Annotated in this window: 17 protein-coding genes; 11 read left to right on the top strand and 6 right to left on the bottom strand. The window is 58.3% G+C overall.

Annotated features, from left to right (window positions below):
• Positions 1-84: 84 nt before the first annotated feature.
• Entirely contained in the window at positions 85-1,200 is a 1,116-nt protein-coding gene (locus tag ACR3FB_RS22795; protein ID WP_480565630.1) for a THUMP domain-containing class I SAM-dependent RNA methyltransferase, read from the bottom strand.
• A 296-nt stretch (positions 1,201-1,496) separates the two neighbouring features.
• Between ACR3FB_RS22795 and ACR3FB_RS22800 the strand changes: the two genes are divergently transcribed.
• Genes ACR3FB_RS22800 through nqrF form a run of 6 tightly spaced genes read left to right on the top strand, consistent with a single transcriptional unit; the run spans position 1,497 to position 7,369 of the window.
• Complete coding sequence (locus tag ACR3FB_RS22800) at positions 1,497-2,840, top strand: Na(+)-translocating NADH-quinone reductase subunit A (RefSeq protein WP_480565631.1); 1,344 nt, start codon at positions 1,497-1,499, stop codon at positions 2,838-2,840.
• 5 nt (positions 2,841-2,845) lie between these two features.
• Positions 2,846-4,054 carry an NADH:ubiquinone reductase (Na(+)-transporting) subunit B gene (locus tag ACR3FB_RS22805; protein ID WP_480565632.1) on the top strand — a complete coding sequence of 403 codons (1,209 nt, stop codon included), beginning with the start codon at positions 2,846-2,848 and terminating at the stop codon, positions 4,052-4,054.
• The gene (locus ACR3FB_RS22810) at positions 4,047-4,874 is read left to right on the top strand and encodes a Na(+)-translocating NADH-quinone reductase subunit C (protein WP_170554954.1); all 828 of its coding nucleotides are present in this window, start codon (positions 4,047-4,049) and stop codon (positions 4,872-4,874) included. Before ACR3FB_RS22805 ends, ACR3FB_RS22810 begins: the two co-directional genes overlap by 8 nt.
• Positions 4,874-5,527, top strand: a complete 654-nt coding sequence (locus tag ACR3FB_RS22815) for an NADH:ubiquinone reductase (Na(+)-transporting) subunit D (RefSeq protein ID WP_152460184.1) — start codon at positions 4,874-4,876, stop codon at positions 5,525-5,527. Before ACR3FB_RS22810 ends, ACR3FB_RS22815 begins: the two co-directional genes overlap by 1 nt.
• Positions 5,527-6,135 (top strand): NADH:ubiquinone reductase (Na(+)-transporting) subunit E, encoded by a 609-nt coding sequence (nqrE, locus tag ACR3FB_RS22820; protein ID WP_170377273.1) that lies wholly within the window; start codon positions 5,527-5,529, stop codon positions 6,133-6,135. The genes ACR3FB_RS22815 and nqrE overlap by 1 nt, the downstream gene beginning before the upstream one ends.
• Positions 6,136-6,145: 10 nt before the next feature.
• A complete protein-coding gene (gene nqrF, locus ACR3FB_RS22825; protein WP_425085315.1) occupies positions 6,146-7,369 on the top strand; it encodes an NADH:ubiquinone reductase (Na(+)-transporting) subunit F in 1,224 nt (407 codons plus the stop codon).
• Positions 7,370-7,426: 57 nt separating this feature from the next.
• Here nqrF and tviB read toward each other — a convergent pair whose 3' ends face one another.
• Together tviB and ACR3FB_RS22835 are read right to left on the bottom strand one after the other, a co-directional pair.
• Complete coding sequence (tviB, locus tag ACR3FB_RS22830; protein ID WP_425085316.1) at positions 7,427-8,710, bottom strand: Vi polysaccharide biosynthesis UDP-N-acetylglucosamine C-6 dehydrogenase TviB; 1,284 nt, start codon at positions 8,708-8,710, stop codon at positions 7,427-7,429.
• A 15-nt stretch (positions 8,711-8,725) separates the two neighbouring features.
• A complete protein-coding gene (locus ACR3FB_RS22835) occupies positions 8,726-9,739 on the bottom strand; it encodes an NAD-dependent epimerase/dehydratase family protein (protein WP_480565633.1) in 1,014 nt (337 codons plus the stop codon).
• Positions 9,740-9,864: 125 nt separating this feature from the next.
• Between ACR3FB_RS22835 and ACR3FB_RS22840 the strand changes: the two genes are divergently transcribed.
• Positions 9,865-10,608, top strand: a complete 744-nt coding sequence (locus tag ACR3FB_RS22840) for a metallophosphoesterase family protein (RefSeq protein WP_480566913.1) — start codon at positions 9,865-9,867, stop codon at positions 10,606-10,608.
• A 43-nt stretch (positions 10,609-10,651) separates the two neighbouring features.
• Here the strand turns inward: ACR3FB_RS22840 and ACR3FB_RS22845 are convergent, their stop codons facing one another.
• The gene (locus ACR3FB_RS22845) at positions 10,652-11,176 is read right to left on the bottom strand and encodes a CBS domain-containing protein (RefSeq protein ID WP_170472451.1); all 525 of its coding nucleotides are present in this window, start codon (positions 11,174-11,176) and stop codon (positions 10,652-10,654) included.
• A gap of 112 nt (positions 11,177-11,288) precedes the next feature.
• Between ACR3FB_RS22845 and ACR3FB_RS22850 the strand changes: the two genes are divergently transcribed.
• The 4 genes from ACR3FB_RS22850 to ACR3FB_RS22865 all read left to right on the top strand — a co-directional run bounded on the left by ACR3FB_RS22850 (position 11,289) and on the right by ACR3FB_RS22865 (position 14,552).
• Positions 11,289-11,474, top strand: a complete 186-nt coding sequence (locus ACR3FB_RS22850) for a hypothetical protein (protein WP_170377287.1) — start codon at positions 11,289-11,291, stop codon at positions 11,472-11,474.
• A gap of 66 nt (positions 11,475-11,540) precedes the next feature.
• Positions 11,541-12,566, top strand: a complete 1,026-nt coding sequence (locus ACR3FB_RS22855) for an FAD:protein FMN transferase (protein WP_480565635.1) — start codon at positions 11,541-11,543, stop codon at positions 12,564-12,566.
• A 15-nt stretch (positions 12,567-12,581) separates the two neighbouring features.
• A complete protein-coding gene (nqrM, locus tag ACR3FB_RS22860; protein WP_170377292.1) occupies positions 12,582-12,818 on the top strand; it encodes a (Na+)-NQR maturation NqrM in 237 nt (78 codons plus the stop codon).
• A gap of 63 nt (positions 12,819-12,881) precedes the next feature.
• Complete coding sequence (locus tag ACR3FB_RS22865; RefSeq protein ID WP_480565636.1) at positions 12,882-14,552, top strand: sulfatase-like hydrolase/transferase; 1,671 nt, start codon at positions 12,882-12,884, stop codon at positions 14,550-14,552.
• On the opposite strand, the gene ACR3FB_RS22870 is transcribed toward ACR3FB_RS22865, so the two are convergent.
• Both ACR3FB_RS22870 and ACR3FB_RS22875 read right to left on the bottom strand, forming a co-directional pair.
• On the bottom strand, positions 14,549-15,970 hold the full coding sequence (locus ACR3FB_RS22870; protein WP_480565637.1) for a pyridoxal phosphate-dependent decarboxylase family protein: 1,422 nt from the start codon (positions 15,968-15,970) through the stop codon (positions 14,549-14,551). The two genes, ACR3FB_RS22865 and ACR3FB_RS22870, sit on opposite strands and share 4 nt — an antisense overlap.
• 3 nt (positions 15,971-15,973) lie before the next feature.
• The gene (locus ACR3FB_RS22875) at positions 15,974-17,107 is read right to left on the bottom strand and encodes a DUF819 family protein (RefSeq protein WP_480565638.1); all 1,134 of its coding nucleotides are present in this window, start codon (positions 17,105-17,107) and stop codon (positions 15,974-15,976) included.
• Between the last annotated feature and the right edge of the window lie 12 nt (positions 17,108-17,119).

A 17,119-nucleotide genomic window follows, 5' to 3' on the forward strand; every position in this document is an offset into this window, starting at 1 on the left:
GCGTGGGTTGGGATGCGCAAGGGGGATTCTTGAGGGCGAAATTGGAAAAGTCCTGGCGCGTTCTGCTGAGTTGGGATGAATGCACTATTGCAGTATCTCGGTTCTATACAGGCGAATTTTCGTGCCGCCGTGATCGACGAACGGACCAGTCGGCAGAAAAGGCAGGCGCGTCGCGCGGGCGAGGGCAGGGGTGCTGGTGATTACACCGACGCGCCAACCCTGGAAGCGGTTCGTCAGCGTTTTGCCAAGGCTGCCGTATAGCGACCGCAGACGTTTTTCGTCACCGATCCGTGCACCGTATGGTGGGTTCACGATGACCAAACCAGCGGGGCCGGGGGGTGGTTTGATATCGCTGACTGAACGATGCTGAAATCGGGTGTGCTCCGCCACACCAGCCTGTTCGGCGTTGGCAGAGGCGGCCTCGACAGCGCCTGTGTTTCGGTCGGAGCCGTAGAACTGAAGGGGGCTTTCGGATGGGTGGCACGCGCTCCGCATTGCCTGCCAGGCCGCTTTGTCGAACCCGGATAGCTGTTCGAAAGCGAAGGATCGCGAACGTCCCGGCGCCAGCCCAAGGGCGATCTCGGCGGCTTCCATCACAAAGGTGCCCGAGCCGCACATAGGATCGAGAACCGGCTCCGTCCCCTCGAACCCGCATTCGCGCAGGAACATAGCGGCCATGGTCTCGCGCATGGGGGCTTTGGCGACAGCGGTTTTGTGGCCGCGCTTGTGCAGCGGCTCGCCTGAGCTGTCGATCGACAGCGTGCAGAGATCCTTTTCGATGCGCAGCAGAACGCGCAGATCGGCCTCGGGAGAAATCGGTGCGCCCAGGGTGTCAGAGATTGCGCCCTCAATACGCTGGCGCGCGGCCCCGGCATGGTAAATGCGGGACTTTCGGCTGGTGGCTTCGACCTTGACGGGAACATTGGGGCGCAGGAAGTCAGACCATGGGAACTTACGCGCGCGTTTATCCAGTTGGGCCAGATGGACGGCAGGAAAGCTGCCGATGCGCACCAGAACCTTGTTGGCACCACGCAGGACAAGATTGGCCCGCCAGACCTCTGACCAATCGCCCGTACAGCTGACGCCGCCCGGCACGATACGTGCGCCTGCGAATCCGTGCTGCGTGGCCTCGGCGCAGAGCGGGGTTTCCAGGCCCGGTGTTGCCACAAGGAAGATATCAAGGTCGTGGGTCATGCTCATTTTTGTTGCTTACACCGGATGCGGCAGAGGTGCGACCGGCAAAATATCGGTGTGTTAGCGCCAATATGAACATTCGATTAAGACAAAGTGACAAACAATAGATAATTTCGAGCCTAACGGGTTTGCGTTTCTGGTCGTCGGCGCGTAAAGGACCGACATCAGACACACGCCTGCGGATTCCGACTAGCAAATAGCTCTTTGCGACCCGGTCGGTTTATCATCCGCGCTATCAGATGCCTCTTCCAATTGGGCGATGATAGCTGGCGCAGGAGAGAGGCTTGGAAGACAGTAGCGAGATGCAAACTTTCAAACTGAAAAAAGGGCTGGAATTGCCGATCGAGGGTGCCCCGGATCAAACGATCCAGCCAGGGCCGGAATTCAGCCAGGTTGCGGCTTTGGGCGGCGACTATTTGGGGTTGAAGCCCCGTATGCTGGTGCAGGAAGGCGATGAGGTGCAGCGTGGCACTCCGCTGTTCTGCCACAAGGACGTCCCCGAGGCGATGATGGTTGCCCCGATGACCGGCAAGGTCATTCAGATCAACCGGGGTGCGCGCCGCGTTTTGCAAAGCGTTGTGATCGAAATCTCCGACCCGAATGACGCGGGCGTTGATTTCTCGGGCGTGGGCAATGGCGACACGGCCGAGGGCGTGGCAGAGAAACTCTGCGCCGCCGGTCTTTGGACGGCGTTCCGCACAAGGCCCTATTCGAAGATGCCGGCCCCTGGCACCAAACCGGCGGCGATCTTTGTAACAGCGATGGATAGCGAGCCGCTGGCCGCTGATGCCGCAGTGATCATCGCTGATGCAGGAGAAGCCTTTGCCGCAGGTCTGGCGGCAGTAGCCAAGCTGTCGGATGGCAAGACCTACCTGTGCCACAAGGATGGCGACGCAATCCCCGGCGCAGAGTTTGCCGGAGTGGAAGCGGCGGCCTTCGCAGGTCCGCATCCTGCCGGTCTGGCGGGTACTCACATCCATTTCCTGGAGCCGCTCGCAGGCGACAAACAGGTTTGGACCATCGGATATCAGGACGTCATCGCAATTGGTCGCCTGATGCAGTCGGGCCATCTGGACCCGAATATCGTGATCGCGTTGTCCGGACCGGGCGCACGTCAGCCGCGTTTGATCCGCACCGCCATGGGTGCGTCGACAGATGAGCTGACGAAGGATGAGATTAACTTGGACGGAACACCCCGGATCATTTCGGGCTCGGTTCTGTCGGGCACTCAGGCCGAAGGGCCGACCGCCTATCTGGGCCGGTTCGCGCGTCAGATCACCATCATCCGGGAAGACCACGATCAGATTCCGATGGGCTGGATTCGTCCGATGCCGTCGAAATACTCGGTCCAACCGGTTCTGGGTTCGGCATTGTCCAACAAGCTGTATAATCTGACCAGCAACCTCAACGGTGGCCGTCGCGCGATGGTACCGACGGGCGTGTTCGAACGGCTGATGCCGCAGGATTACCTGCCCACGCAGCTGCTGCGGGCCTTGCTGGTGATGGACACCGATACCGCTCAGGCACTGGGTGCACTGGAGCTGGACGAAGAGGATCTGGGCCTTGTCGGTTTTGCCTGTCCGGCGAAATATGAATATGGGCTGGCGCTTCGCGACTGCCTTGCCAAGATTGAAAAGGAGGGCTGATCCAAATGGGTTTGCGCAGCTTCTTTGATCGGATCGAGCCAAACTTTACCAAGGGCGGCAAGTACGAGAAGTACTTCCCCATCTACGAGATGGTGGAAAGCTTTATCTACACTCCGAAAACTGTAACCACCGCCGCGCCGCATGCTCGGTCGTATATAGACATGAAGCGGATCATGACCTACGTCGTGATCGCGACGATCCCCTGTATTCTGTGGGGGATGTACAATACCGGCTATCAGGCGAACTCGGCCATTGCGCTGCTTGGGCTTGAATCGGCTACCGGCTGGCGGATTGCTCTGCTGCAGATGTTTGGTATCTCGCTGGATCCCTCCAGCGTCTTTGCCAATGTGATGCACGGGCTGACCTATTTCCTGCCGATCTACATCGTGACGCTCGTCGCGGGTGGTATCTTTGAGGTCATTTTTGCCACCGTGCGGGGCCACGAAGTGAATGAGGGTTTCCTTGTTACTTCAATGCTTTACACGCTGATCATGCCTGCGACTGCGCCTTTGTGGCAGGTAGCTTTGGGCATCATCTTTGGCGTCGTGATCGGGAAAGAAGTATTTGGTGGCACCGGCAAGAACTTCCTGAACCCGGCTCTGGTCGGTCGGGCGTTCCTGTACTTTGCCTATCCGGCGAGCATGTCCGGTGACACGGTCTGGACGCCGGTTGACGGCTTCTCGGGCGCAACCGCGCTTTCCGTCTCCGCGTCGCAGGGCTTTCAGGCTCTGGCCGCTGATGGCATCACCTGGTGGAATGCGTTCTTCGGCTCGATCCAGGGCAGCTTTGGTGAAACTTCGACGCTGGCCTGTATGATCGGTCTGGCCTTCCTGTTGGCTACGCGGATCGCCAACTACCGCCTGATTGTCGGCTGTCTAGCAGGCACGATCGGCTTTACCTTGCTGCTGAACCTCATTGGTTCGGACACGAACCCGATGTTCGCGATGCCTTGGTACTGGCACGTGGTCATCGGTGGGTATGCCTTCGGTCTGGCCTTCATGGTGACCGAGCCGGTTTCAGCCAGCCACACCAACATGGGCCGCTACATCTACGGCGCGCTGATCGGTATCATGGTTGTGATGATCCGTGTCATCAACCCGGCTTTCCCCGAAGGCATGATGCTGGCCATTCTGTTCGGCAACGTCTTTGCTCCGCTGATCGACTATTTCGTCGTCCAAGCCAACATCAAACGGAGGGCGCGTCGCCATGTCTGATACGCAATCCCCAGATCAAAACGAGGCCCCTAAGGGCGCGATCGCCAAGTTCCTGGCAGCTTCGCCGGACTCTGTCGGCAAGACAATTATCATCGCGGTTGCTGTCTGTCTGGTCGCCTCGATGGTCGTTTCCGCAGCCGCCGTTAGCTTGCGCCCGGTGCAGGAGACCAACCGTCTGAAGGACAAGCAGGTCAACGTTTTGCAGGTGGCGGGCGTTTATGAGCCTGGCATCGACGTGACCGAAGCCTTCGCCGCGTTTGAGCCTCATGTGCTGGAGTTGGCGACCGGTGAGTTTGTGGATGATCAGTTCGACCCGGCCACGTTCGACGATATCGCTGCTGCAAGCGACCCCGAGCTGAGCGTCGCGCTGGACGATGATCCCGCAGGTATCGGCCGCAAGTCGAACTACCGCGTGATCTACCTGCTTCGTGACGACGCTGGCGCGTTGGACAAGGTTATCCTGCCGCTGCACGGCTATGGCCTGTGGTCCACGCTTTACGGTTTTATCGCTTTGGAGAATAACGGCAACGACATTTACGGCCTGCAATTCTATCAGCACGGTGAGACCCCCGGCCTTGGGGCCGAGGTGGACAACCCGCGCTGGAAGGCGCTGTGGAACGGTAAAAAGCTGCGTGACGATAATGGTGATCTGCAAATCACCGTGTCGAAATCCCAGCCCGCCGCTGGACCCGACTTCTATATCGACGCGTTGGCCGGGGCGACCCTGACCTCGGTCGGTGTCGATAACCTGGTGAAATTCTGGATGGGCGATGCGGGCTACGCACCGTTTCTGGCCAAACTGCAAGCAGGAGAGCTCTGATGTCCCAGACCAAGAAAGAGATGCTGGTCGACCCGCTTGTCGACAACAACCCGATTACCTTGCAGGTGCTGGGCATCTGTTCTGCGCTGGCGGTGACCTCGTCGCTGCAGGTGTCGATGGTGATGGCGCTGGCGGTGATTTTCGTGACCTCGTTCTCGTCCTTCTTCATCTCGTGCCTGCGCAACCAGATTCCCGGCTCGATCCGGATCATCGTGCAGATGGTGATCATCGCCTCGCTGGTGATCCTAGTGGACCAGATCCTCAAAGCTTATGCGTTTGAGATCTCGAAAACCCTGTCGGTTTTCGTCGGCTTGATCATCACCAACTGTATCGTGATGGGCCGTGCCGAGGCATTTGCGATGAAGAACCCTCCGGTTGCGTCCTTTATCGACGGCATGGGCAACGGTATGGGCTACGGCCTGATCCTGCTGCTGGTGGGCTTCATTCGTGAACTGTTCGGTGCCGGGTCGCTGTTCGGTGTCACCATTCTGGAGACCGTCAACAACGGCGGCTGGTACGTGCCCAATGGCATGTTGCTGCTGCCCCCGTCAGCGTTCTTCATTATCGGTCTGATCATCTGGGCCTTCCGCACATGGAAGCCGAACCAGGTGGAAGAGCGTGAATACAAAATTCAGCAGGTAGAGGCCCACTGATGGAAGGTCTGATCTCACTGGCCGTAAAGGCCATCTTTGTCGAAAACCTTGCGCTCAGCTTCTTTCTGGGGATGTGTACGTTCATCGCCGTGTCGAAGAAGATCTCGACCGCGCTGGGTCTGGGAATTTCGGTCATGGTCGTGCAGGCCATCACCGTTCCTGCCAACAACCTGCTGCTGAACTACCTGCTGAAACCGGGTGCGCTGTCCTGGGCCGGGTTCCCGAATGTGGACCTGACCTTCCTTGGCCTAATCTCGTATATCGGCGTGATTGCGGCGATGGTTCAGATCCTCGAGATGGTTTTGGATAAGTATTTCCCGCCGCTCTACAACGCGCTGGGGATCTTCCTGCCGCTGATCACGGTGAACTGCGCCATCCTGGGTGGTTCGCTGTTCATGGTGGAACGGGATTACAACTTTGCCGAGGCAACCACCTATGGCCTGTCTTCGGGCTTTGGCTGGGCACTGGCGATCACCGCAATGGCGGGCGTTCGCGAAAAGCTGAAATATTCGGACATTCCCGACGGCCTGCAAGGTCTGGGGATCACCTTCATCACCGCGGGTCTGATGGCGATGGCCTTCATGTCCTTCTCGGGCGTGAAACTGTAAGGAGGGCAGAATGGAAACTTTTGGTTTAGGCGTTGCCCTTTTCACAGTGATCGTCATCGCGCTGGTGACGATCATTCTGGCCGCCCGTTCGAAACTGGTCTCGACCGGTGATGTGAACATCACCATCAACGGCGAAAAGACCATCTCGGTCCCTGCCGGTGGCAAGCTGCTGCAGACCTTGGCGGCCGAAAAGCTCTTCGTTCCGTCTGCCTGTGGTGGCGGTGGTACCTGCGCGCAGTGCCGGGTGAAGGTGCATTCCGGTGGCGGATCGATCCTGCCGACCGAGGAAAGCCACATCACCAAGCGTGAAGCGGCCTGTGGTGACCGTCTGTCCTGTCAGGTTGCGGTCAAGCAGGACATGGACATCGAAGTCCCCGAGGAAGTCTTTGGCGTTAAGAAATGGGAATGCACCGTTCGCTCGAACGAGAACGTGGCGACTTTCATCAAGGCTCTGACCCTGGACCTGCCCGAAGGCGAGGACGTGAACTTCCGCGCTGGTGGCTACATCCAGATTGAAGCTCCCGCGCACCAGTTGAAATACACCGATTTCGACGTAGAAGAGGAATATCGCGAGGACTGGGATCGCTTCAATCTGTGGCAGTACGAGTCTATCGTCGCAGAACCGATTGAGCGTGCGTATTCCATGGCGAACTATCCGGACGAAAAGGGCATGATCATGCTGAACGTCCGTGTTGCCTCGCCTCCTCCGGGTTCCGATGGCATCCCTCCGGGTCAAATGTCGTCATACATCTTCAACCTGAAACCGGGTGATAAGGTCACCATCTCGGGTCCGTTCGGTGAGTTCTTCGCCCGCGAAACCCAAAAAGAGATGGTCTTCATCGGCGGTGGCGCGGGCATGGCCCCCATGCGCAGCCACATCTTCGACCAGCTCAAGCGTCTTGAGAACCGTGATCGCAAGATCAGCTTCTGGTACGGTGCGCGGTCGAAGAAAGAGATGTTCTTTGTCGAGGATTTCGACCAATTGGCCGAAGAGTTCGACAATTTCGATTGGCACGTCGCCTTGTCGGATGCGCAGCCCGAGGACGATTGGAAGGGCTATACCGGCTTCATCCACAACGTTCTGTTCGAGGAATACCTCAAGAACCACCCCGCGCCTGAAGATTGCGAGTTCTACATGTGTGGTCCTCCAATCATGAACCAGTCGGTCATCAACATGCTGCTGGATTTGGGTGTGGACCGCGAAGACATCATGCTCGACGATTTCGGCGGGTAAGAGACAAAAAAGCCGGCGCAACATGCGCCGGCTTTTTTTGGTGGTCTCCAGACCGCATCAGAGCCTCAAGTCACTCGCGTCCCTTGGCAGGCAGGACTTGATGTCGAATACCACGCTGTTGGGTTTGCCGTAAGCTCGGAATGTTGACGGATCAGCGTCTTTGTATTCCTGATGCGCGACGGCCAGAACGACTGCATCATAAGTTCCGTCCTGAGGGGAACTTGAAAGCGAGAGGCCGTATTCAGCCTCGGCTGCGGCGGGGTCGGCATGGGGATCGTGGACGTCGACGCTGATGCCATAGCTCTGCAATTCCTCAATGATATCAACGACGCGTGTGTTCCGCAGGTCAGGACAGTTTTCTTTGAAGGTCAGGCCAAGAACCAGAACACGTGCTGCTCCGACATTGATGCCGCTTCGGGTCATGCGTTTGACCAGTTGAGACACCACATAACTGCCCATCCGATCGTTCAGCCTCCGCCCGGCCAGAATGATCTGAGGGTGATGGCCCACGGTCTCGGCCTTGTGGGTCAGATAGTAGGGGTCCACGCCGATACAGTGCCCGCCGACCAGACCGGGGCGGAACGGCAGGAAGTTCCACTTGGTCCCCGCGGCGCGCAAAACGGCCTCGGTGTCGATCTCCATCCGGCCGAAAATCATCGCCAGCTCATTCACCAGCGCGATGTTCAGGTCGCGCTGGGTGTTTTCGATCACCTTTGCAGCCTCAGCCACGCGGATGCTTTCGGCCTTGTGCGTTCCGGCGGTGATGATCCGCGCATAGAGCGCATCGACCAGATCCGCAACCTGCGGGGTCGAGCCCGAGGTCACCTTGCAGATATCCGCGATCCGATGGGTCTTGTCGCCGGGATTGATCCGTTCGGGGCTGTAGCCAGCGAAGAAATCAGTGTTGAAACTCAGGCCCGAGGTGCGTTCCAGCACTGGTACGCAGTCTTCCTCGGTCGCGCCGGGATAGACGGTGGATTCGTAGATCACCAGGTCGCCGGGTTTCAGGACCATGCCCACGGCTTCCGAGGCCGCGAGTAAAGGCAACAAATCAGGTTGTTTGCCTGCGGTGATTGGGGTGGGCACCGTGACGATGAAGGTGTCGCACTCCGCAAGGTCGGACGCTTGCGTGGTGAAACTCAGACCCGATGCCGCGGCAAGGTCTTCGGGTTCGACCTCTTGCGTTGCGTCCTTACCATTGCGCAAGGCGTCGATACGTGCGGCGTTGATATCAAACCCGACCACGGGGCCGATTTTGCCAAAGGCAACTGCCAGCGGCAGGCCGACATAGCCCAACCCAATCACGGCGATTTTGCGGGCGTCAGGATTGGTTTCCAGCATTCCGGTCTAAGCCCTTTACTTGCCGTGATAGTCGCGGAACCACGCGACAAACTGCGCGATCCCGTCTTTGAAATTAGTTTCCGGGCGGTACCCTGTCAGGTGCTGTAACAGGTCAGTATTGGCCCATGTAGCGGGGACGTCGCCCATTTGCATGGGCATGTAGTTGCGGATGGCCTTTTTCCCGATCGCGGCTTCGATGGCCTCGATGAAATCCATCAGGCGCACCTTGTCACCATTGCCGATATTTACAACGCGGTACGGCGCGACGGGGGACAGGCTGTCGCCGTTTTCGACCTCATCCGCGCTGGCGGGCCGCACCGGAGGCACGTCGATCAGCAAACGGATGCCACGGACCAGATCTTCGACATTGGTGAAATCGCGATACATGTCGCCGTGGTTGTAGATATCAATCGGGCGATCCTCGAGGATCGCGTCCACGAACTTGTACAGTGCCAGATCTGGCCGCCCCCAGGTGCCATAGACGGTGAAGAACCGGAACATGGTAGTCGGCAGGTCCCAAAGATGGGCATAGGAATGGGCCATCGCCTCATTGGCCTTCTTGGTGGCCGCGTAGATCGTCAGCTGCGTGTCGGCCTTTTCAACCTCGGTAAAGGGCATATCCTCATTGGCGCCATAGACCGAAGAAGTCGAGGCCATCAGAAGATGCTGAACCTTGTGCTGACGCGCGACCTCCATCACGTTGAACGTACCGACGACGTTCGAGTTGATGTAGCTGCGCGGCTCTTCAAGACTGTAGCGCACACCGGCCTGTGCGGCGAGGTGGATGATCACCTCGGGCTGAAACTCATCCGCGACCTGCATCAGCCGTTCATGGTTTTCCAGCATGTCTTCAGTGGTGATGAATCCGGGATTTTGCAGCAACATCTGATGACGGCGTTGCTTGAGGGCGACGTCGTAATAGTCGGTCATCCCATCATAGCCATGCACACGGAACCCTTCGGACAGCAACAGCTTCGCCAGGTGAAAGCCGATAAATCCGGCCGTGCCCGTGATCAAAACCCGCTTCATAAATCCCTCACGCTTCGGCGACCCGTCTGCAATGTCTATCAAGGTTGCGCGGCCATTGGTCAACCGCCGGTTTCCGGACCGATTGCCGATTGTCCGTCGCATCCGGTCAGAGTAGAGGTCTTTGCATGGTGACGGGCTGGATCAAAGGGCTGCTTGGGCCGGGCGGAATGCGCGGCGCGGATGTGTCGGGCATTAGGCCCGAGGTGCGTTTCGTGGCGGTCGGAGATATACACGGACGTCTGGACCTGTTGCAAGCCCTACTGCCGAAGCTTGATGAGGGCCTGCCCTGGGTGTTTGTCGGCGATTATGTCGACCGTGGCGATTACAGCGCGCAGGTGTTGCGGCAATTGAAACATCTGAGTTTAACGTCAAACGGGCGTGTGACGTGCCTTTTAGGCAATCATGAAGAGATGTTACTGCGGTTTCTCGAAGACCCGTTCGGAATTGGCCCGCTGTGGATGAACAACGGGGGCGCCCAGACGCTTGCCTCCTTTGGAATAAAAGATTTCGATGCCGACAAGGGCGATCTAGCGGAACGTTTGCGCATTGCCATGGGACAGGAGCTTGTTGATTGGCTGACCGAGCGGCCCCTGATGTGGACCAGCGGCAATGTCTCGGTCGTTCACGCCGCTCTGGACCCTCGGGCATCAGCGGAAAAACAGGACCGGAAAACCTGTCTTTGGGGCCATCCCAAGTTCCGACAGCAGCCGCGCCGGGATGGTCAATGGGTGGTGCATGGGCACACGATCGTGGATCATGTTCAAGTTCGAGACGGGGTGATTTCGATCGACACCGGCGCTTTCGCGACAAACTGCCTGACCGCTGCTGAGTTGTACCCCGGAGGGGTCACGTTCACGGCAACAGCTTAGCTTGTCTGGCCCGAGGCGTCAGGTCGCCGCGGGCCGGGTTGCTTTAGCCCACGATCATCTGCTTCATGCGCAGCGCTTCGTATTCCAGCTCTTTCAGACGGAAATGCACGACGTCACCGATGGTGATCATGCCGCACAACAGACCATCGCGGACGACTGGCATATGACGGAACCGGCCTTCGGTCATGGTTTTCAGAACCGCATTCAACGTATCGTCGGGCGAGCAACTCTGAACCTCCTTGGTCATGAGATCCTCGACCGATTGCGGCAGGGTCTGGCCGGGCGTGTCAGCCATACGGCGCACGATGTCACGCTCGGACAGGATGCCCTGCAGCGCTCCGTTCTGATCAGTGACCAAAACGGCACCGATGTGTTTTTCCTTGAGAATATTGACCACCGTGTGGATCGTCTCGTTCGGACGGACCGAGAACACCGCGTCGCCTTTCCCCTCAAGCAGTTTCGCCACGGTCGTCTGCGACTGCGACAGGTTCGATCCCGTCGACTGGCTGTAGGTGGACTTGTCCTGCTTGTCGCCGCGTGTGGGGGCCTGGTATGAGGTTGGGGCCATGGGCAATCTCCTTTTTGGTTCTTGCAAAGTCTTTCCCTTTCACCTTAGCGCAGCTAAATGGCCTGTATAGGGTGCAAATGCCCGCATCGGCGAAAACCCGGAGTCCTAGCTTTTGAGTGATATCTATCTGACACCCCCCATTGCGGCGCTGATTTTCTTTGTTGTGGTCGTTTGCGGCCATAATTTCCGGATGGTGTGGAAACAGCAGCCGGACGGGTGGCAGAAGCGGGCCTGGCTGTTCGGGCTTCCAGCCGGGATCGGCCTTTTGATGTTGGGCTTTTTGCCGCTAAAGCTGTGAAGCCGGTTTGACTCTGACCGGGGTGGCTGGCATATGCCGGGCACTGCTTTTCCCGGAGACTGATCCATGCGTCTACTGCCTGCGCTGGCCCTTGCCGCCCTTTTGACTGGCTGCCTGTTCGACAAGGAACCCGATGTGGTGCGCCTGTCGGGTGAGACCATGGGCACGACCTTCAATGTTACCGCGATTGGCGAGGATCTGGACGAAACCGCGTTGGCTGCATCGATCGAAGAGACTCTGGCCGCAGTTAACGCCAAGATGTCGAACTGGGATCCGAATTCCGAGGTTTCGACCTTCTCGGCGTCCGACAGCACCGACCCGGTTGCTGTATCAGAGGAATTCGCGCTGGTTCTGGCCGCTGCAAATGACGTCCACGACAAAACCGATGGAGCCTTTGACGTCACCCTCGGCCCATTGATCGAGCTGTGGGGCTTTGGCCCGCGCAAACCCGAAGACCCTGTGCCGTCGGATGCTGATATCGAGGCCGCGCTGGCAGGCGTTGGACAAAATCGGCTTTTGACGCTGGATGCTGAGGCAGGAACGCTGGCAAAATCCGAACCTGGCGTTGGGATCAATCTGTCGGCTATCGCTAAAGGCTATGGCATTGACGCTGTCGCCGAGACCCTGCGGGACGCAGGCATCGAAAACTATCTGGTCGAGATCGGCGGTGATCTGGTCTCGAAAGGCGAGAACGACAAGGGCGAAACTTGGCAGATCGGGATCGAAAAGCCTCAGGCCGGGTCCCAGAGCCTGCAGTTGATCGTGTCGCTGGACGATCGCGGTATGGCCAGTTCGGGCGATTACAAGAACTACTTCGAACAAGACGGCGTGCGCTATTCGCATATCATCGACCCGACAACCGGGCGTCCGATCACGCACCGGACGACCTCGGTCACGGTTCTGGCGGAAACCGCCATGATGGCGGATGCCTGGGCGACTGCAATGCTGGCGCTTGGTCAGGAAAAGGGTATGCAACTGGCCGAAGAGCATAAACTTGCCGTGTATTTCATCTCGCGGGATGTGACAGGCGGCGATGATGCCTATATAACTTCGCACAGCAGCGCGTTCAAAGACGCACTGGGCACCAACTGATTGGTAGGAACCGAGATGAGCACCTTCATTCTGGCCTTTATTCTTCTGTCTCTGGTCATGGTCGGCATGTCGCTGGGTGTGATGTTGATGGGTAAAACCATCAAAGGCAGCTGCGGCGGTTTGAACGCGATCTCGGGCGCGGATAAATGCGTGGTCTGCCAAAAGGACATCGACCCGGACAGCCCTCTGCGCGATCAGCTGCAATGCAAACGCGCCAAGAAGATGTTGGAGCAGATGGAGCGTCAGGCCTAATCAGCATTTGCGCTGCCCTTCGGGAATTGGCTAGATAGCCTCCGGACCAGACCGGAGGCGCATGTGGCCAAAGCCAAGAATATCCTGTTCATCATGTTCGACCAGCTGCGCTGGGATTACCTGAGCTGCTACGGGCATCCGCATCTGCACACCCCGAATATCGACCGTCTGGCCGCGCAGGGTGTGCGATTCAATCGCGCCTATATCCAATCGCCGATCTGCGGCAGTTCGCGCATGTCAACCTATACGGGACGGTATGTGCATTCGCATGGTGCCTCGTGGAACGGGATCCCGTTGAAAGTCGGCGAGATGACGATGGGAGACCACCTGCGCAAGGCGGGGATGGAATGCTGGCTGGTTGGTAAAACCCATATGCGCGCAGATGCGGAGGGCATGGCGCGGCTCGGTCTTGAACCGGATAGCCTGATTGGTGCCCGTGTGGCGGAATGCGGTTTTGACGTGTTCGAACGCGATGACGGGATGCGCCCTGAAGGGCCGGATGGGTTTTATGACCCCGATGGGGCCAAGGCCTACAATGAGTATCTGCGAGACAAAGGTTATGAAAGCGACAACCCCTGGCATGACTTCGCAAATTCCGGGTTGGACGCAGATGGCAATGTTCTGTCTGGCTGGTTCCTGAAAAACTCGTCCGAGGCTGCGAACATTGCCGAAAAAGACAGCGAGACTCCCTATCTGACCGGGCGCGGGATCGAGTTCATGGAGACCCATGACGCCCCATGGTGCTGCCATCTGAGCTTCATCAAACCGCACTGGCCCTATATCGTGCCAGAGCCATATACCTCGATGTACGGACCTGAGCATGTGCTGCCGGTGGTGCGATCCGACGAGGAACGCCAGAAAGCGCACCCGGTATTGAAAGCTTTCATGGAGACCAAAATCGGTGAGACCTTCTCGCGCCAGGATGTGCGTGAGGCGGTGATCCCGGCCTATATGGGCCTAATCAAGCAGGCCGATGATCAAATGGGCCGGTTGTTCGACTGGATGGAGCAGACCGGTCGGATGGACGATACGATGATCGTCCTGACTTCGGATCACGGTGATTTTCTCGGCGACCATTGGATGGGCGAAAAGACGTTCTTCCACGATACCTCGACCAAAATGCCGCTGATCATCTATGACCCTTCGCCCGAGGCCGACGCGACCCGAGGCACGGTGAGCGATGCGCTGGTTGAATCCATTGATCTAGCTCCGACATTCGTCGAAGTGGCCGGAGGCGACGTCGCCAATCATATCCTCGAAGGTCATTCCCTGTTGCCGATCCTGCATGGACAGGCACAGGACCGGCCTCGGGATGTGGTGATCTGCGAATACGACTATTCCGCGTCGCCAATTGCCGAGCGGATGAACGCCTCGGTCCGCGATGCGGTGATGTTCATGGTCGCCAACAAACGCTGGAAGCTTATCCATTGTGAGGGCGGGCACCGTCCGATTCTGTTCGATCTTGAAAACGACCCGGAGGAGTTGGTTGATCTGGGCAACAGCGAAGATCATGCCGAGGTGATCGGTGAAATGTATGACCAACTGTTTGCATGGGCGCGCCGCCCGTCACAGCGCACAACGCGGTCTGAACAGCAACTGATCGAGATGCGAACCAAAAGCCGGGGCAGGGGGGTCGTGTTGGGGATCTACGACGAAAATGACATGCCGCTGGAACTGACGGTCAAATACCGAAACCGGAAAGCCAAGCCGTACAAGAGTTATCTGAAGGACTAACTGCGCCGCGCTTTCCACTGAACATATCGGGCCATGCCGCGTTCTAGCAGGTTCGGGGCTTTGCCGTCATCCAGATGCAAATCTCCTCCACCAGCCCGGTACATCTCGGCAAACACATCTAGCACCTTGGATTTCACCATGCCGCGCAGCGGGACATGGGCCATCATGCCATAGGTCGCGGCCCCTCCGGTTTTGGCGAGCTCGGGGTTGGCGCGAACGGTTGCAACCGCCTGGGCGAGATCGGCCAGGTATTCATCGGTGACATGCCGGTGTTTGGCGGTGACCATGCAATGGATGCCATCTGGGTTTTGAACGCGATTGATGCTCCAACCGGCGCGCTCCAGCTGATCCGCCACGGCATAGATGTTCAGTTGCGGATCGGTTGAGCCATAGGCCAGCAGCGGCCCCTGCGGGTTTCCCAGAATGCGCAGGCCGTCTATCGCCGCTATTCCCGTCTTCAAGGTCTCGACCGCTTCGGTGGTGTCTTTCGCCAACCGGCAGTAGCCGTCCTCACCGAGTTTCTGCATCACCGCCCAGGCGGCGGCATAGGCGCCTCCTGGTCTTGTGCCCAGCAAAGCGGGCGAGGCAAAGACCCCTCCGGGCCAGTCCGGGAAGACGAACATCTGGTGCTTCAACAGGTCAAGATTGCGATACAGGATAGTTGACGCCCCCTTGGCCGCATAGCCGTATTTATGCAGATCGGCCGAGATGGACGTCACCCCCGGCACCCGGAAATCCCAATCGGGCAGGTCAACGCCGTTCCGCTCCATGAAGGGCAGGATCAGCCCGCCGACGCAGGCGTCGATATGCAAGGGAATGCCTTTGGACTGTGCGATCGCGCCCATCTCGGCGATCGGATCAATCGTCCCATGCGGGTATTCCGGCGCGGAGCCGAGGATCATCACCGTGCCCGCGTCAATCATCCTCGCAAGTTTGGAGATATCGGTGGCGTAGTCCTGCGTCATCGGCAAAAGGCGCGCCTTGACGCCGAAATATTCGGCCGCCTTGAACCAGGCGACATGCGCTGTTTTAGGCAGGATCATGTTCGGACGGGTCACTTTACGCTTTTTGCGCGCCATGTCCCAGTAGGTTTTGACCGCCATCAGACAGCTCTCGGTGCCGCCCGCAGTGACCACGCCACAGGTGTCCGGTCCGCCCTTCAGCAGCCCAGCCATGGTTGAGATGATCTGCGTCTCCATCCGTTTGAGGCTTTGGAATGCGGCCGGATTCAATCCGTTTGCCGAGGAGTACGCGCTGTAGGCCTTGGCTGTGAAAGCGTCGTGGTCTTCGTCCAGATGATAAACAAGGCTCCACGTCCGGCCCTCGCGGTAATTCGGGTCGTTTTCGGCAAAGGATTTTAACTGGTCCAGGATCTCGCCTTCGGGGCGGCCTGTCTCTGGCAATTTCTGATGATCCATATCCTATCCTTTCCCGGCCAACAGCAGCGCCAGTGAAATGCCCAGATAGTTCCCGATGGCAAAGCCAAGAATGCCGGTTGCCATGCCCGACATCAAGATCGCAGGGTTGCGCAAGCTGCGCGCGACCATGGGCACAAAAGCAGGCGACATAACGGCAGCGACCGAGGTGATCAGGAACGTATCCCTGTCGACCCCAGCGGCGCGTGCAAGCAGCGCGTGCAGACCGAAGTTGCCGAAGGTGGCGATCAACACAAAGCCAAGAACGGACAGATCCATATCGCGCAACTCCGCCAGATCCATCGAAGCCGCAACGCTGAATGAAAACACGTAAAGCAGGTACATGCCCATATGAGGTGCGGCCCGGTTTTTGCGCAAAGACGGTGTGACCGAACCAAGCAGACCCAGCGACGTAAGAAGAACCACGGTCATGACCTGTGATGGCGCAAAGCTGAACATAGGGGTCAGTAGCACCGCTGCGGCCACGCAAAATGCGCCAATCAGAAAAGCGACCACCCCCTGACGGAGCATATTTGGCGCATTCGCCCCGTCCGTGTCGGGAACCTGCGTGTCGCGATCACCCGGGAAGGGCTTCAGAAAGCGGGCGAAAACCAACGGGGCCAGTGTCAGCACAAACAGCAGGTAACCGGCGCCGACAACAGTATCGACGGTTGCAAACAGCAGATATCGGTTCTCGGGGATATCCAGTGCCAGTTTGATCGCACCCATATTCGCAAGACCGCCTGTATACATCCCCACAGCCATGCCGGACAGCTGCTCACTTTGCTCTGTGCCGGCTGCTTGGAATGCAAAGAACAGGCCCGTTGCAACAAGCGTAACCGAGACAACGGCCAGCGCCATCGACAAAAGCGCAGAACCAGCGATGCGCCCCCAAGCCCCAAGGTCTACTCCAAACAGCAGTAAAGGCAGGGCCAGTCCCAAACTTGCCTCCATGACCCCGTCACGGACCTGACCAGCCGCGTCGGGTTGCAGACCAGATAGCCCCAGCGCCAATCCGGCCATATAGCACAGCACAATCGGCCCCAGCCGCCCGGCCAAAGTCGAATGCCGCGCAAGCAGCATCATTGCGGCAGGCGCCAAAATGTAGATCAGTGCGAAGACTGCGATCTCTGGCTGCATAGGTTCCCTCTC

The sequence above is a fragment of the Ruegeria sp. AO1 genome (assembly GCF_056535985.1).

Coding starts and splice junctions, on each gene's coding strand:
- ACR3FB_RS22795 (WP_480565630.1), bottom strand. CDS start 1,200: ATGAGCATGACCCACGACCTTGATATCTTCCTTGTGGCAACACCGGGC.
- ACR3FB_RS22800 (WP_480565631.1), top strand. CDS start 1,497: ATGCAAACTTTCAAACTGAAAAAAGGGCTGGAATTGCCGATCGAGGGT.
- ACR3FB_RS22805 (WP_480565632.1), top strand. CDS start 2,846: ATGGGTTTGCGCAGCTTCTTTGATCGGATCGAGCCAAACTTTACCAAG.
- ACR3FB_RS22810 (WP_170554954.1), top strand. CDS start 4,047: ATGTCTGATACGCAATCCCCAGATCAAAACGAGGCCCCTAAGGGCGCG.
- ACR3FB_RS22815 (WP_152460184.1), top strand. CDS start 4,874: ATGTCCCAGACCAAGAAAGAGATGCTGGTCGACCCGCTTGTCGACAAC.
- nqrE (WP_170377273.1), top strand. CDS start 5,527: ATGGAAGGTCTGATCTCACTGGCCGTAAAGGCCATCTTTGTCGAAAAC.
- nqrF (WP_425085315.1), top strand. CDS start 6,146: ATGGAAACTTTTGGTTTAGGCGTTGCCCTTTTCACAGTGATCGTCATC.
- tviB (WP_425085316.1), bottom strand. CDS start 8,710: ATGCTGGAAACCAATCCTGACGCCCGCAAAATCGCCGTGATTGGGTTG.
- ACR3FB_RS22835 (WP_480565633.1), bottom strand. CDS start 9,739: ATGAAGCGGGTTTTGATCACGGGCACGGCCGGATTTATCGGCTTTCAC.
- ACR3FB_RS22840 (WP_480566913.1), top strand. CDS start 9,865: ATGGTGACGGGCTGGATCAAAGGGCTGCTTGGGCCGGGCGGAATGCGC.
- ACR3FB_RS22845 (WP_170472451.1), bottom strand. CDS start 11,176: ATGGCCCCAACCTCATACCAGGCCCCCACACGCGGCGACAAGCAGGAC.
- ACR3FB_RS22855 (WP_480565635.1), top strand. CDS start 11,541: ATGCGTCTACTGCCTGCGCTGGCCCTTGCCGCCCTTTTGACTGGCTGC.
- nqrM (WP_170377292.1), top strand. CDS start 12,582: ATGAGCACCTTCATTCTGGCCTTTATTCTTCTGTCTCTGGTCATGGTC.
- ACR3FB_RS22870 (WP_480565637.1), bottom strand. CDS start 15,970: ATGGATCATCAGAAATTGCCAGAGACAGGCCGCCCCGAAGGCGAGATC.
- ACR3FB_RS22875 (WP_480565638.1), bottom strand. CDS start 17,107: ATGCAGCCAGAGATCGCAGTCTTCGCACTGATCTACATTTTGGCGCCT.